This is a genomic window from Kitasatospora sp. NPDC048722 (assembly GCF_040650235.1).
Lineage (GTDB): Bacteria > Actinomycetota > Actinomycetes > Streptomycetales > Streptomycetaceae > Kitasatospora.
The window spans coordinates 70,929-84,438 of record NZ_JBEZGX010000009.1 but is presented as its reverse complement, the minus strand read 5'-3'; the positions used below and the strand labels follow the sequence as shown (position 1 = coordinate 84,438).

Annotated in this window: 16 protein-coding genes; all 16 read right to left on the bottom strand. The window is 68.6% G+C overall.

The features are described 5' to 3' along the window. Window positions 1-5 precede the first annotated feature (5 nt). The 16 genes from glmM to AB0C76_RS09755 all read right to left on the bottom strand — a co-directional run bounded on the left by glmM (window position 6) and on the right by AB0C76_RS09755 (window position 13,393). The gene (glmM, locus tag AB0C76_RS09830) at window positions 6-1,370 is read right to left on the bottom strand and encodes a phosphoglucosamine mutase (RefSeq protein WP_359962295.1); all 1,365 of its coding nucleotides are present in this window, start codon (window positions 1,368-1,370) and stop codon (window positions 6-8) included. A 165-nt stretch (window positions 1,371-1,535) separates the two neighbouring features. Next, a complete protein-coding gene (gene rpsI / locus AB0C76_RS09825; protein ID WP_224273932.1) occupies window positions 1,536-2,039 on the bottom strand; it encodes a 30S ribosomal protein S9 in 504 nt (167 codons plus the stop codon). A gap of 45 nt (window positions 2,040-2,084) precedes the next feature. Further along, window positions 2,085-2,528 (bottom strand): 50S ribosomal protein L13, encoded by a 444-nt coding sequence (gene rplM / locus AB0C76_RS09820; protein ID WP_030055846.1) that lies wholly within the window; start codon window positions 2,526-2,528, stop codon window positions 2,085-2,087. Window positions 2,529-2,771: 243 nt separating this feature from the next. Next, window positions 2,772-4,430: an ATP-binding cassette domain-containing protein gene (locus tag AB0C76_RS09815; RefSeq protein ID WP_359962292.1), complete on the bottom strand. Its 1,659-nt coding sequence runs from the start codon at window positions 4,428-4,430 to the stop codon at window positions 2,772-2,774. Window positions 4,431-4,498: 68 nt separating this feature from the next. Then, entirely contained in the window at window positions 4,499-5,410 is a 912-nt protein-coding gene (truA, locus tag AB0C76_RS09810; RefSeq protein WP_329927657.1) for a tRNA pseudouridine(38-40) synthase TruA, read from the bottom strand. 89 nt (window positions 5,411-5,499) lie between these two features. After that, entirely contained in the window at window positions 5,500-5,979 is a 480-nt protein-coding gene (rplQ, locus tag AB0C76_RS09805; RefSeq protein ID WP_359962289.1) for a 50S ribosomal protein L17, read from the bottom strand. 129 nt (window positions 5,980-6,108) lie between these two features. Continuing rightward, window positions 6,109-7,131: a DNA-directed RNA polymerase subunit alpha gene (locus AB0C76_RS09800; RefSeq protein ID WP_030055844.1), complete on the bottom strand. Its 1,023-nt coding sequence runs from the start codon at window positions 7,129-7,131 to the stop codon at window positions 6,109-6,111. Between the two features lie 130 nt (window positions 7,132-7,261). Further along, window positions 7,262-7,669 carry a 30S ribosomal protein S11 gene (gene rpsK / locus AB0C76_RS09795; RefSeq protein ID WP_030232513.1) on the bottom strand — a complete coding sequence of 136 codons (408 nt, stop codon included), beginning with the start codon at window positions 7,667-7,669 and terminating at the stop codon, window positions 7,262-7,264. A gap of 72 nt (window positions 7,670-7,741) precedes the next feature. After that, entirely contained in the window at window positions 7,742-8,122 is a 381-nt protein-coding gene (gene rpsM, locus AB0C76_RS09790; RefSeq protein WP_097237495.1) for a 30S ribosomal protein S13, read from the bottom strand. A gap of 180 nt (window positions 8,123-8,302) precedes the next feature. Then, window positions 8,303-8,416, bottom strand: coding sequence for a 50S ribosomal protein L36 (gene rpmJ, locus AB0C76_RS09785; protein ID WP_003956441.1), 114 nt, complete (start codon window positions 8,414-8,416; stop codon window positions 8,303-8,305). Between the two features lie 32 nt (window positions 8,417-8,448). Beyond that, entirely contained in the window at window positions 8,449-8,670 is a 222-nt protein-coding gene (gene infA, locus AB0C76_RS09780) for a translation initiation factor IF-1 (protein ID WP_003956442.1), read from the bottom strand. A gap of 193 nt (window positions 8,671-8,863) precedes the next feature. Then, a complete protein-coding gene (gene mscL / locus AB0C76_RS09775; RefSeq protein WP_359962285.1) occupies window positions 8,864-9,289 on the bottom strand; it encodes a large conductance mechanosensitive channel protein MscL in 426 nt (141 codons plus the stop codon). A gap of 126 nt (window positions 9,290-9,415) precedes the next feature. Continuing rightward, entirely contained in the window at window positions 9,416-10,255 is an 840-nt protein-coding gene (map, locus tag AB0C76_RS09770) for a type I methionyl aminopeptidase (RefSeq protein WP_359962459.1), read from the bottom strand. Between the two features lie 109 nt (window positions 10,256-10,364). Further along, window positions 10,365-11,018 carry an adenylate kinase gene (locus AB0C76_RS09765; protein ID WP_359962282.1) on the bottom strand — a complete coding sequence of 218 codons (654 nt, stop codon included), beginning with the start codon at window positions 11,016-11,018 and terminating at the stop codon, window positions 10,365-10,367. Further along, on the bottom strand, window positions 11,018-12,328 hold the full coding sequence (secY, locus tag AB0C76_RS09760) for a preprotein translocase subunit SecY (protein ID WP_359962280.1): 1,311 nt from the start codon (window positions 12,326-12,328) through the stop codon (window positions 11,018-11,020). Before secY ends, AB0C76_RS09765 begins: the two co-directional genes overlap by 1 nt. A gap of 546 nt (window positions 12,329-12,874) precedes the next feature. Further along, window positions 12,875-13,393: a hypothetical protein gene (locus tag AB0C76_RS09755; RefSeq protein WP_359962277.1), complete on the bottom strand. Its 519-nt coding sequence runs from the start codon at window positions 13,391-13,393 to the stop codon at window positions 12,875-12,877. Window positions 13,394-13,510: the final 117 nt, after the last annotated feature.

Genomic DNA, 13,510 nt, shown 5'->3' with positions numbered 1-13,510 from the left:
CGGGCTCAGCCCAGGTGCGTCCGCACGGCCTCGGCCAGCTTGGCGGCGACGCCCTCGGCCTGGATGGCGTCCGCGGCCTCGACCATGACGCGCACCAGCGGCTCGGTGCCCGACGGGCGCAGCAGCACCCGGCCGGTGGAGCCCAGCTCGGCCTCGGCCTCGGCGACCGCGGCGGCCAGCTCGGTGCTGGTCTTCACGCGGCTCTTGTCGACGCCCTTGACGTTGATCAGGACCTGCGGCAGCCGGGTCATCACGGCGGCCAGGTCGGCCAGCGGCTGCTTGGTGGCGGCCAGGCGGGCGCCCAGCATCAGGCCGGTCAGGGTGCCGTCGCCGGTGGTGGCGTGGTCCAGGAGGATGACGTGGCCGGACTGCTCGCCGCCGAGCGCGAAGCCGTGCTCCTTCATCGCCTCCAGCACGTAGCGGTCACCGACGGCGGTCTCCACCAGGTCGACGCCCTCGCGCTCCATCGCCAGTTTGAAGCCGAGGTTGGACATCACGGTGGCGACCGCGGTGTTGCGGCGAAGGGTGCCGGCCTCCTTCATGGCGACGGCGAGGATGGCGATGATCTGGTCGCCGTCCACCTCGTTGCCGTCGGCGTCGGCGGCCAGGCAGCGGTCGGCGTCGCCGTCGAGGGCGATGCCGAGGTCGGCCTCGTACTCCTTCATCGCGGTGCGCAGCCGGTCCAGGTGGGTGGAGCCGACGCCGTCGTTGATGTTGAGGCCGGTGGGTTCCGCCCCCAGGGTGTGGACGACCTCTGCGCCGGCCCGGGCGAAGGCCTCGGGGGCGACGTAGGCGGCGGCGCCGTGGGCGCCGTCGATGACGACCTTGATGCCGTCCAGGCGGTTGGGCAGGACGCCGATCAGGTGGGCGACGTACTTGTCGAAGCCCTCGGTGTACTCGCGCACCCGGCCGACGGCCGCGCCGGTCGGACGGTTCCACTCCTCGCCGCCGAGGGTGTGGGCGCGGTAGTGGGCCTCGATCGCGTCCTCGATCGTGTCGTCCAGCTTGTGGCCGCCGCGGGCGAGGAACTTGATGCCGTTGTCGGGCATCGCGTTGTGGCTGGCGGAGAGCATCACGCCGAAGTCGGCGCCGAGTGCGCCGGTGAGGTACGCCACGGCCGGGGTGGGCAGCACGCCGACGCGCAGCACGTCGACGCCGGAACTGGCCAGGCCGGCGATGACCGCGGCCTCCAGGAACTCGCCCGACGCCCGCGGATCGCGGCCGACCACCGCGACCGGCCGGTGGCCGTCGAAGGCGCCGGCCTCGCCGAGCACGTGGGCCGCCGCGACCGACAGGCCGAGCGCGAGCTCCGCCGTCAGGCCCACGTTGGCCACTCCGCGCACGCCGTCCGTACCGAAGAGTCGTCCCACTGTCCCGTCCTCCATCAACCAGTCCCGGAAGTCCACTCGGTCCCCGGCCGCCGCACAGTAGCCGGGGAACGCGTCGCCCCGGAGTACACGTGGTACTCCGGGGCGACGGTTGCGCAAAACCAGGGGGCGGCGCCGCCAGGGCGGTACGCACCCCCTGGGACGCGATTAGCGCTTGCTGTACTGCGGCGCCTTGCGGGCCTTCTTCAGACCGGCCTTCTTGCGCTCGACGGCGCGGGCGTCACGGGTCAGGAAGCCGGCCTTCTTCAGCGCGCCGCGGTTGTTGTCCACGTCGGCCTCGTTCAGGGCACGGGCCACGCCGAGGCGCAGCGCGTAGGCCTGGCCGGAGACGCCGCCACCGCTGATGCGGGCGACGACGTCGTAACGGCCGTCCAGCTCAAGGAGCTTGAAGGGCTCGTTCACGGTCTGCTGGTGCACCTTGTTGGGGAAGTAGCCCTCGAGGGTGCGACCGTTGATCTTCCACTGGCCGGTGCCGGGGACGATGCGCACGCGGGCGATCGCCTCCTTGCGACGGCCCAGGCCGGCGCCGGGGACGGCCTCGCCGAAGCGGCCGGCCAGCGACTCGGAGGTGTAGCTCTCCTCGGAGGTGTACTCGCCCTCGACGACGGTCTCGTCGAAGTCGACCTCAAGGGTTTCAGTGGTCTCGGCCACGGTGTTCCTCAGCTCTTTTCAGTGTTGGGGGGCTTGGTGGCCGAATTACTGCGCGACCTGGGTGATCTCGAACGGCACCGGCTGCTGGGCAGCGTGGGGGTGCTGGTCGCCCGAGTAGACCTTCAGCTTCGAGAGCATCTGACGGCCCAGGCTGTTCTTGGGGATCATGCCCTTGATGGCCTTCTCGACGGCCTTCTCCGGGTTGTTCGCCAGCAGGTCGTCGTAGCGCACCGAGCGCAGACCGCCCGGGAAGCCCGAGTGGCGGTAGGCCAGCTTCTGGGTCTTCTTGTTGCCGGACAGGTGCACCTTGTCGGCGTTGATGATGATGACGAAGTCACCAGTGTCAACGTGCGGCGCGTAGATCGCCTTGTGCTTGCCCCGGAGGAGGTTGGCGGCCTGGGAGGCCAGGCGGCCGAGCACGACGTCGGTCGCGTCGATGACGTGCCACTGACGCTGGACGTCGCCGGGCTTGGGGCTGTACGTACGCACGGTCGTAGCCTTCGCTTTTCAGTGAGTGAGTCCTGACAGGAGCACCCGGACGGAAGAGCAGCCTGATCAACCTTGGACGCAATTCAAGGGTGATCGCTGGTCGTCGACCTGATGTCTCCGGCGTACCGACCTCTCACGTGAGATAGAGCGAGCCAATACGCACATCAAGCGTCCAGGTTACCGGGCGGGCGGGAAGGGGTCAAAATCCCGCTGCCGCCGGCCGGGGGCACGCCGCCCCGTCACTCAGCGTTCGCGCTCGACCCGGGTGACGTCCCAGACCGGCTCGGGCGACTCGAACACCCGGCCGTCGGCCCCGAACACCAGGTAGCGGTCGAAGGTCCGGGCGAACCACCGGTCGTGGGTGACGCACAGCACCGTGCCCTCGAAGGCCTCCAGCCCGGCCTGCAGCGCCTCGGCGCTCTCCAGGTCCAGGTTGTCGGTCGGCTCATCGAGCAACAGGGCCGTCACGCCGGAGAGTTCGAGCTTCAGGATCATCAGCCGGGCCTGCTGGCCGCCGGACAGCGACTCGAACTTCTGCTCCTCCTGCCGGTCCAGCTCGTACCGGCGCAGCGCGCCCATCGCGGCGCCGCGGCTGAGCGCGTGCTCCTCCTCCACGATCGAGCGGACGGTGCGCCCGAACAGCTCCGGGTGGGCGTGCGTCTGCCGGAAGTGGCCCGGGACGACCCGGGCGCCGAGCTTCCACGCCCCCGTGTGCGCGACCGTCTCGTCGCCGGCCAGCAGCCGCAGGAGGTGCGACTTGCCGGCGCCGTTGGCGCCGAGCACCCCGACCCGCTCGCCGTAGAAGACCTCCAGGTCGAAGGGCTGCATCAGGCCGGTGAGCTCCAGCTGCTCCATGGTGAAGGCCCGCACGCCGGTGCGCCCGCCCTTGAGCCGCATGGTGATGCTCTGCTCACGCGGCGGCTCCTCCGGACGGCCGGCCTCCTCGAACTTCTTCAGCCGCGTCTGGGCGGCGGCGTAGCGGGTGGCGAGCGCGTGGCTGACGGAGGCGGCCTGGCGCAGGGTGACGACCAGCTTCTTGAGCTTGGCGTGCTCCTCGTCCCAGCGCCGGCCCAGCTCCTCGAAGCGCGCGAAGCGGTCCTTGCGGGCCTCGTGGAAGCTGTCGAAGCCGCCGCCGTGCACCCACACGCTGCTGCCGGCCGCACCGGACTCGACGGCGATGATCTTGTCCGCGGTCTTCGAGAGCAGCTCGCGGTCGTGTGAGATGTACAGCACGGTCTTCGAGGTGGTCTTGATGGCCTCCTCCAGCCAGCGCTTGCCCGGGACGTCCAGGTAGTTGTCCGGCTCGTCGAGGAGGAGCACCTCCTCCGGGCCGCGCAGCAGCGTCTCCAGGACGAGCCGCTTCTGCTCGCCGCCGGAGAGGGTGTTCAGGCCGCGCCACTGGGCCTTGTCGAAGGGCACGCCGAGGGCCGCCATGGTGCAGACGTCCCAGTCGGTCTCGTAGTCGTAGCCGCCGACGTCGGCCCAGTCGGAGAGCGCCTGGGCGTAGGCCATCTGGGTCTTCTCGTCGTCCTGCGCGATCATCGCGAGCTCGGCGGCGTCCACCGCGCGGGCGGCGGTGGCGATCCGCTCGGGGGCGACGGAGACCAGCAGGTCGCGGACGGAGGCGTCGGCCGGCAGCGCGCCGGGGGTGGCCGACTGGTCCTCGCGGCCGGTGGTGCCGACGAACTGGCGCATCACGCCGAGCCCGCCGCTGATCGTCACCGAGCCGCCGTGCGGCTGGATGTCGCCCGCGATCATGCGCAGCAGCGTCGTCTTGCCGGCGCCGTTGGCCCCGACCAGGGCGACCGCGGCGCCCTCGCCGACCCGGAAGGACGCGTCGTCGAACAGCACCCGTCCGTCCGGCAGGTAGTACTCAAGGTGCGAAATCTCGACGTGTCCCATGGGAGCGATTGTCCCAAGCCGGCGCCTCCGGCCAAAACGGATTTGGGGCCGGTCTCCGCAGACGGGCCCTAACCGGCGGCCGGCTGCCCCGGCAGGGTCCGCATGCGCCGGGCCTGGCGGTTGCGCTCGGCCAGCTGGTCGTCGGCCGGGTAGCCGACCTCCTCCAGCGTGAGCCCGTACGGCCGGATCACGTTGACGGCCGAGTTGCGGACGCCCCCGGCCAGCACCTCCCCGGGGAACTCCACCGGCCGGTGCCCGTCGCCGACCAGCAGCATCGCGCCGACCAGCGCCCGGACCATGTTGTGGCAGAACGCGTCGGCGCGGACGGTGGCGACCGCGAGCGAGCCCTCCTGGGCGGCGTAGGGGTCCACCGGGACGCGGTCCCAGTGGAGCTCCAGCAGGGTGCGGATGGTGGTCGCGCCCTCGCGCTTCTTGCAGTAGGCGGCGAAGTCGTGCTCGCCGAGCAGCAGCTTCGCGGCCTCGTTCATCCGGTCGAGGTCGAGCGGCCGGTCGTGCCAGAGCACGTGCCCGCGCAGCAGCGGGTCCACCCCGCCCGGGTGGTCGGCCACGCGGTACGCGTAGCGCCGCCAGATCGCCGAGAAGCGCGCGTCGAACCCGGCCGGCGCCTCGCCGACCCGGTAGATCCGGACGTCCCCGGGCAGCCGCCCGGCCAGCCGGCGCAGCAGCTTCTCGCGGTGCGCCTCCCACAGCTCGGCCGGCAGGTCGACGTGCGCGACCTGGCCGCGCGCGTGGACGCCGGCGTCGGTGCGGCCGGCCACGGTCAGCGGGAACAGCTCGCCGCTGCGGGTGACGACCTGCAGCGCGCTCTCGATCTCCTCCTGGACCGTCCGGCGGCCGCCCTTCTGGCGGGCCCAGCCGGAGAACTCGGCGCCGTGGTAGGCCAGGTCGAGCCGGACGCGGACGTACCCGTCGGCCGGGCCGTCCTTCACCGGCGGCTGCTCGGCGCAATCGTTGACCACTGCTTCTCTTCTCCCGGGGACCTCGAGGACAAGGAACGGGCCCGCTCCCCCATCGCTGGGAGAACGGGCCCGCGGTACACCTAGAGGTGTCAGGCCTGCTCGGCGGCCTCGGCCTCGTCGGCCTTGGTCTCGACGGCGGCGGCCTCGTCGGCCTCCTTGACGGCGCGCTTGGTGGCGGCCTCGGCCTCGCCGACGGCGGTCTGCGCGACGGTCAGCGCCTCGACCAGCTCGATCACGGCCATCGGGGCGTTGTCGCCACGACGGGGACCGACCTTGGTGATGCGGGTGTAGCCACCCGGGCGGTTCTCGTAGCGCGGCGCGATCTCGGTGAAGAGGGTGTGCAGCACGGCGATGTCGGTGATCGTCTTGCGCACCAGGCGACGGTTGTGGATGTCGCCCTTCTTCGCCTTGGTGATCAGCTTCTCCGCCAGCGGGCGCAGGCGGCGGGCCTTGGCCTCGGTGGTGGTGATGCGGCCGTACTGGAACAGCTCACGGGCCAGACCGGCGAGCAGCAGCGGCTCGTGGTGCGGGCCACCGCCGAGGCGGGCACCCTTGGTGGGACGCGGCATGGAATTACTCCTTGGATCTCCGACTGCGGCCGTACCAGGTACCGCAGCGGGCGTACGGGCACTGTGCCCGCACGACTTTCACGACGACGGGGACGGTCCTCGGAAGAACCGCCCCCGCGGCCAAATCTCTTAGTACTGCTCGGTCTCGGCGTAACCCGCGTCGTCCAGGTCGTCGGCGCCGAAGGCGTCGGCGGCCGCGGTCGGGTCGAACCCGGGCGGGCTGTCCTTGAGGGCCAGGCCCATGCCGGCCAGCTTCGCCTTGACCTCGTCGATCGACTTCGCACCGAAGTTGCGGATGTCGAGCAGGTCGGCCTCGGAGCGGGCCACGAGCTCACCCACGGTGTGGATGCCCTCGCGCTTGAGGCAGTTGTAGGAGCGGACCGTGAGCTCCAGCTCCTCGATCGGCAGCGCCAGGTCGGCGGCCAGGGCGGCGTCCGTCGGGGACGGGCCCATGTCGATGCCCTCGGCGTCGATGTTCAGCTCGCGGGCGAGGCCGAACAGCTCCACCAGGGTCTTGCCGGCCGAGGCCATGGCGTCGCGCGGACGCATGGCGGGCTTGGTCTCGACGTCGACGATCAGCTTGTCGAAGTCGGTCCGCTGCTCGACACGGGTGGCCTCGACCTTGTAGGTGACCTTCAGCACGGGGCTGTAGATCGAGTCGACCGGGATGCGGCCGATCTCCTGGCCGGAGGCCTTGTTCTGGACGGCGGAGACGTAGCCGCGACCGCGCTCGACGGTCAGCTCCATCTCCAGCTTGCCCTTGCCGTTCAGCGTGGCGAGGACCAGCTCCGGGTTGTGCACCTCGACACCGGCCGGCGGCGCGATGTCGGCGGCGGTGACGACACCCGGGCCCTGCTTGCGCAGGTACATCACGACCGGCTCGTCGTGCTCCGAGGAGACGACCAGCTGCTTGATGTTGAGGATGAGGTCGGTCACGTCCTCCTTGACGCCCGGCACGGTGGTGAACTCGTGCAGGACGCCGTCGATGCGGATGCTGGTGACAGCGGCACCCGGGATCGACGACAGGAGCGTGCGGCGCAGGGAGTTGCCGAGGGTGTAGCCGAAGCCCGGCTCCAGCGGCTCGATCACGAACCGCGAGCGGAACTCGTCGACGACCTCTTCGGTCAGCGAGGGACGCTGAGCGATAAGCATGGGGGATAATCCTCCGGTTGTCTTCGGCACCCACTATTTGATGCCGACAGGACCAAGCGTACGGGGTCCCGCCTGAAACGGGACCCCGTACGAGGTTTACAGCAGGTACTGCGTGCCCGAAGGCGCTGCGTCAGACGCGGCGGCGCTTCGGCGGACGGCAGCCGTTGTGCGGGGTGGGGGTGACGTCCTGGATCGAGCCGACCTCCAGGCCGGTGGCCTGGAGCGAACGGATCGCGGTCTCGCGGCCGGAGCCCGGACCCTTCACGAAGACGTCAACCTTGCGCATGCCGTGCTCCTGCGCGCGACGGGCAGCGGCCTCGGCGGCCATCTGCGCGGCGAACGGGGTGGACTTGCGCGAGCCCTTGAAGCCGACGTGGCCGGCGGAGGCCCAGGAGATCACGTTGCCCGCGGGGTCGGTGATCGAAACGATGGTGTTGTTGAACGTGCTCTTGATGTGCGCGTGGCCGTGAGCGACGTTCTTCTTTTCCTTGCGGCGGATCTTCTTCGCGCCGGCAGCCTGACGACCCTTGGGGGGCATAAGTCTGTTCTCCTACTGAGGTGGTCGGTCCGCTGACCCGCGGGCCGGAGGGATGTCCGGTTACGGGACGGACTACTTCTTGCCCGGCTTCTTCTTACCGGCGATCGCGCGACGCGGGCCCTTGCGGGTACGCGCGTTGGTGTGGGTGCGCTGGCCGCGGACCGGCAGGCCGCGGCGGTGACGCAGACCCTCGTAGCAGCCGATCTCGACCTTGCGGCGGATGTCGGCGGCCACCTCACGGCGGAGGTCACCCTCGACCGTGTAGTTGGCGTCGATGTACTGGCTCAGCTTGACGAGGTCTTCCTCGGAGATGTCGCGAACGCGGACATCCGGGTTGACACCGGTCTCGGCCAGGGTCTGCTGGGCGCGGGTACGGCCGATGCCGTACACGTAGGTGAGGGCGATCTCGATCCGCTTCTCACGGGGGAGATCAACGCCGGCGAGGCGTGCCATTCAAGGCTCCTGTGTTTCTTCAGAGGTCTTGCGTGCTACCTACTCCGACATCTCACGATGAGGGAGCCCCGGCCTCTGACCGGGGGCGGCAGTCCGTCCGGTGTCCCGTAGACGGATCGGGTAGCCCGCTTATGACGTTTTCGCGTCGCGCGAAGTACTACGAGAAATGCTGGGGAGAGATCAGCCCTGGCGCTGCTTGTGGCGCAGGTTGTCGCAGATCACCATGACCCGGCCGTGGCGGCGGATCACCTTGCACTTGTCGCAGATCTTCTTGACGCTCGGCTTGACCTTCATGTTCAGGTTCTCCGGGTCTAGATCTGACGTTCTTACTTGTAGCGGTAGACGATCCGGCCGCGCGTGAGGTCGTAGGGGCTGAGCTCCACGACGACCCGGTCGTCCGGCAGGATGCGGATGTAGTGCATGCGCATCTTGCCACTGATGTGCGCGAGGACCTTGTGACCGTTCTGCAGCTCGACCTTGAACATCGCGTTCGGCAGAGACTCGATCACGGTGCCCTCGATCTCAATGGCGCCTTGCTTCTTAGCCATGAACTGCGAGATCCACCTTCCGGGACCGGCTACCGTATGCGGAACGCTCGTGCGAACCTGGGTTCACCCCGTCCCCGAGGGGAAGAGGGCGTGCTGAAGCACGCTACGAGTGAGCCGACGGTCCATCCTACGCCAGCGCGTCCGATGGGCCAAAACGGGGCTCCCGGAAGGCCGAGACGTCACACCGTCGGCGTCACACCCCGGCGGAGACCGTCAGCGGCTCGACGTGGGCGGTGCAGGCCGAGCAGCGGCGGGCCGCCTCGGGGATCTCGGTCAGGCACTCGGGGCACGGGCGCTTCGGGGTGGCCGGCTTCTTCGGCATGTACCGGGCGGTGGCCTTGCTCACCGGCAGGACGACGCAGAAGTAGAGCACCGCGGCGGTCATCACGAACGCGATCACCACGTTGAGGAACTGCCCGTACGGGAAGGTGACGTGGGCGACCGTCGCCTTGTACGAGCTGAAGTCGCCGGCCGCGCCGACGACCACGCCGACCAGCGGGGTGAGGAACGCGGACACGAAGCCGGTCACCACCCCGGTGAACGCGGCCCCGATGACGACACCGACCGCCATGTCGACGACGTTGCCGCGCATCATGAAGTCGCGGAATCCCTTGAGCACGTGCTCTCTCCTCGTTCTGAGCCCACAAGTAGCCACTGCCAGCCGATAAAAATAGGACAAAAGCCCTGGAGGTCCAAACCTCCAGGGCTCCGGCCTTGTCAGCGGCGGCACTCGGCCGCCGGCCGACTACGCGAGCGGGTCCGGCGCGGCCGTGACGCCGAGCTTCGCGAGCTCCGCCTTGCCGCCGTCGAAGGCGGTCAGGACCAGCGGACCCTGCTCGGTGACGGCGACGGAGTGCTCCCAGTGCGAGGCCCAGGTGCCGTCGTTGGTGACGACCGTCCAGTCGTCCTCCAGCACGGTGGTGTGCGGGGTGCCCAGCGAGACCATCGGCTCGATCGCCAGCACGGTGCCGGGGACCAGCTTCGGGCCCTTGCCGCGGCCGCGCTCGACGTAGTTCAGGACGTGCGGCTCCATGTGCATCGCGGTGCCGATGCCGTGGCCGCCGTAGCCCTCGGTGATGCCCCACTTGCCCTTCGGCGGCAGCGGCTGGCGGCGGATGAAGCCCTCGATCGCCTTCGAGACGTCGACCAGGCGGTTGCTCTTCTTCATCTGGGCGATGCCGGCCCACATCGAGCCCTCGGTGACCCGGCTCAGCATCTCGACCTCGGGGCGGACCTCGCCGACCGCGACGGTGATCGCCGCGTCGCCGTGCCAGCCGTCCACGATGGCGCCGCAGTCGATCGAGATGATGTCGCCCTCCTGCAGCACCCGGTCGCCGGGGATGCCGTGGACGACCTCGTTGTTCACCGAGGCGCAGATCACGCCCGGGAACCACAGGCCGCCGTGGTGCGCGCGGAAGTTGGAGGTGGCCCCGTGGTCGGTGATCACCTTGTCCGCGACGTCGTTCAGCTCCTGGGTCGTCACCCCCGGGGCGACCGCCTCACGGCAGGCCTTCAGCGCTTCGGCGACGACCAGCCCGGCCGCTCGCATCTTCGCGATCTGCTCGGGGGTCTTGATCTCCACCATCTGGGTCACGCCTTCCACGTTCCGTTTGCCACTGCGTACCACCGTACGACGCCGTACGGCCGCGCTGCCCGGGATAGGGAGCGCGGCCGTACGTACGTCGCCGAAAAACTCAGCCGTCCTGCTTCAGCGCCTCGATCGCGCGCTGCGTCACCTCGTCGACCTTGCCGAGCGCCGAGATCGTCGCCACCAGGCCCTGCTGGACGTAGTAGTCGATGATCGGCTCGGTCTCCGTGTGGTAGACCTCCAGGCGCGTGCGCACCTTCTCCTCGGTGTCGTCCGAGCGCTGGTACAGCTCGCCGCCGCACTCGTCGCAGACGCCCTCGGCCTTCGGCGGGTTGTAGTCCACGTGGAACACGTGGCCGCCGTCGTTGCGGCACAGTCGCCGGCCGGCGATCCGGCGGACGACCTCGTCCTCGGGGACCTCCAGGTCCAGCACGCCGTCGAGCTTGATGCCCTGCTCGACGAGGAACTCGTCCAGCGCCTTCGCCTGGCCCAGGTTGCGGGGGAAGCCGTCGAGCAGGAAGCCGTTCACGGCGTCCGCCTGCAGCATCCGGTCCTTGGCCATCCCGATGGTCACCTCGTCCGGCACCAGGCGACCCGCGTCCATGTAGCTCTTGGCCTCGAGCCCCAGCGGGGTGCCCTGGCCGATGTTGGCGCGGAACAGGTCTCCGGTGGAGATGTGGGGGATGGACAGGGTCTTGGCGAGCAGGTGCGCCTGAGTACCCTTCCCGGCCCCGGGAGGACCAACGAGGACGATACGCATCAGCGGAGGAACCCTTCGTAATTGCGCTGCTGGAGCTGGCTCTCGATCTGCTTCACAGTTTCGAGTCCGACGCCGACGACGATGAGAACGCTGGTGCCGCCGAACGGGAAGTTGGTCTGCTGTCCGAAGGCGACCAGGGCGATCATCGGGATCAACGCGATCAGGCCCAGGTAGAGCGAACCCGGCCACGTGATTCGGGTCAGCACGTAGTTCAGGTACTCGGCCGTCGGCCGGCCGGCCCGGATGCCCGGGATGAAGCCACCATACTTCTTCATATTGTCGGCAACTTCTTCGGGGTTGAAGGAGATGGCGACGTAGAAGAACGCGAAGAAGACGATCAGCAGGAAGTAGGTGGCCATGTAGATCGGGTGGTCACCCTTGATGAAGTTCCGGCTGATCCACACCGCCCAACCGGCCTGGCTGTTGGTCAGCTGGACCACCAGGGCGGGGATGTACAGCAGCGACGAGGCGAAGATGACCGGGATGACACCGGCCTGGTTCACCTTGAGCGGGATGTAGGTGGAGGTCCCGCCGAACGCGCGGCGGCCGATCATGCGCTTCGCGTACTGCACCGGGATCCGGCGCTGGGCCTGCTCGACGAAGATGACCAGCATCACAACGATGACGCCGACGGCCACGACCGAGAGGAACTCGACCCAGCCGCCACCGATGGTGCCGGACTGCTTGATCGCCCACATGTTGGAGGGGAACTGCGCCGCGATCGAGGTGAAGATCAGCAGCGACATGCCGTTACCGATGCCCCGGTCCGTGATCAGCTCGCCGAGCCACATGATCACCGTGGTGCCAGCAGTCATCGTGATGACCATGACCGCCGTGCGGAACACACCGTTGTCCGGCACGATCTGGTTCGCCAGCGGGCAGCCGGAGAACAGCGCACCACTGGAGGCCGTCGCGACGATGCCGGTGCCCTGGAGCACGGCGAGCGCGATGGTCAGGTAGCGGGTGTACTGGGTGATCTTCGCCGTGCCGGCCTGGCCCTCCTTCTTCAGCGCCTCGAGTCGCGGGATCACGACGGTGAGGAGCTGGAGGATGATGCTGGCCGTGATGTACGGCATGATGCCGAGCGCGAAGATCGTGAGCTGGAGTAGCGCGCCACCGCTGAACAGGTTGACGAGCCCGAACAGACCGCTCTTCTTGCTGGCAGTCACGCAGACGTTGACGGCCTCGAAGTTGACGCCCGGAATCGGAATGTGCGAGCCCAGCCGGAACAGCACCATGATGCCCAGCGTGAACAGCAGCTTCTTGCGCAGGTCGGGCGTCTGGAACGCCCGCGCGAACGCACTGAGCACGGTGCCTCCTGCGCCTCCCGCACGTCGTCGGCGGGAGGGTCGGTCCTGAATGGGGAGTTTGCGGTTCGGGCCCCCGTACAGACGGCACAGGCGAGCCTACGCGCAGCCTACAAGGGAACTCCACGGACTCTAACAGTGCGCAGCCACTCGGAAGAAGCGCGTACGGCCGCTCCCCCACTCACGGGGTACGGGATGCCCAGGTTTGCCCACAGACGGCAGCCCCGGCCGACTCCCGCGTCATCGCCAGGACGCCCGGCCCTACGCTCGCCGCTCCGTCCATCGGATCCCGACCGTTCTTCCCCTGCGCCGTAGTGATCAAGAGCGGCGGAGTCACATCCGGCCGGTCGGTTCGATTCCGACCAGAACAACCGTAGAGCCCGTTACAACCGAAGCGGCCCGCCAGACCCGAAGGTCGGCGGGCCGCTTCAGCCAACATCGGCCGATAACTTCTCGTCAGCCGGCGAAATCACCGACGCCTGACTGCCGCGACGCCATTCAGCCGCGAGGTCACCCAAATCCGGCAGCGACCACGAATCTGGAATTACGCTAGTGCCACAGCTGGTAAGTGTTGTTGTAGTTCCAGCCCGGATCCGGCGTCGCGTAAACATCGCCATTCGCGTTGCTGTCCAGGAGATAGCCGTCCTGAACGTGCTTGAGGTGCCAGCCGCCGAAGGCCTGCACCTCCTGCCACTGCTGCCACGGGTTGTTGTCGGTGCAGCCCTCGAGATAAACCGAGTCGCTCCCACTACCGCCCGGCTTCCAGGCCGCCAGGCAGACGTTGACCCAGCCACCACTGGAGTTGGTCGCCGCCGGCATCTGCCGCCAGGCACCGCCGACGTTGACATCCCGCCAGCGCGTGGAGCCGCGGCCACTGTTGCAGTTCCGCGTGCCGACCCAGTCAAGGGCTCCGGTGATGTAGTTGCTATCCCAAGCGAGACAGAGCCCGGTGGCGTCATCCCGCCAGGTGACGTTGTCACTGTCGGCGTATGACGTGCCCGACATGCCGAAAATCAGAGCTGGAATTGCGACAGCGGCTGTCGCAATGCGAGCTGCGAGCTTCTTCATTTCCCCCTCCGGAAGAGACATGGCCGATACAAGCGCTTTTACCGAGTACTGGCCCCGTTTCAGGGCCAAGAAAGACAGTAGCCGAACATGACAACGCCCGCAATTCATTTGTCAAAT

Bases quoted from the DNA above. Each gene is read 5' to 3' on its own strand.
- AB0C76_RS09815 (WP_359962292.1), bottom strand. From the start codon at position 4,430: ATGGGACACGTCGAGATTTCGCACCTTGAGTACTACCTGCCGGACGGA.
- rplQ (WP_359962289.1), bottom strand. From the start codon at position 5,979: ATGCCGCGTCCCACCAAGGGTGCCCGCCTCGGCGGTGGCCCGCACCAC.
- AB0C76_RS09800 (WP_030055844.1), bottom strand. From the start codon at position 7,131: ATGCTTATCGCTCAGCGTCCCTCGCTGACCGAAGAGGTCGTCGACGAG.
- rpsK (WP_030232513.1), bottom strand. From the start codon at position 7,669: ATGCCCCCCAAGGGTCGTCAGGCTGCCGGCGCGAAGAAGATCCGCCGC.
- rpsM (WP_097237495.1), bottom strand. From the start codon at position 8,122: ATGGCACGCCTCGCCGGCGTTGATCTCCCCCGTGAGAAGCGGATCGAG.
- rpmJ (WP_003956441.1), bottom strand. From the start codon at position 8,416: ATGAAGGTCAAGCCGAGCGTCAAGAAGATCTGCGACAAGTGCAAGGTG.
- infA (WP_003956442.1), bottom strand. From the start codon at position 8,670: ATGGCTAAGAAGCAAGGCGCCATTGAGATCGAGGGCACCGTGATCGAG.
- map (WP_359962459.1), bottom strand. From the start codon at position 10,255: ATGGTGGAGATCAAGACCCCCGAGCAGATCGCGAAGATGCGAGCGGCC.
- AB0C76_RS09765 (WP_359962282.1), bottom strand. From the start codon at position 11,018: ATGCGTATCGTCCTCGTTGGTCCTCCCGGGGCCGGGAAGGGTACTCAG.
- AB0C76_RS09755 (WP_359962277.1), bottom strand. From the start codon at position 13,393: ATGAAGAAGCTCGCAGCTCGCATTGCGACAGCCGCTGTCGCAATTCCA.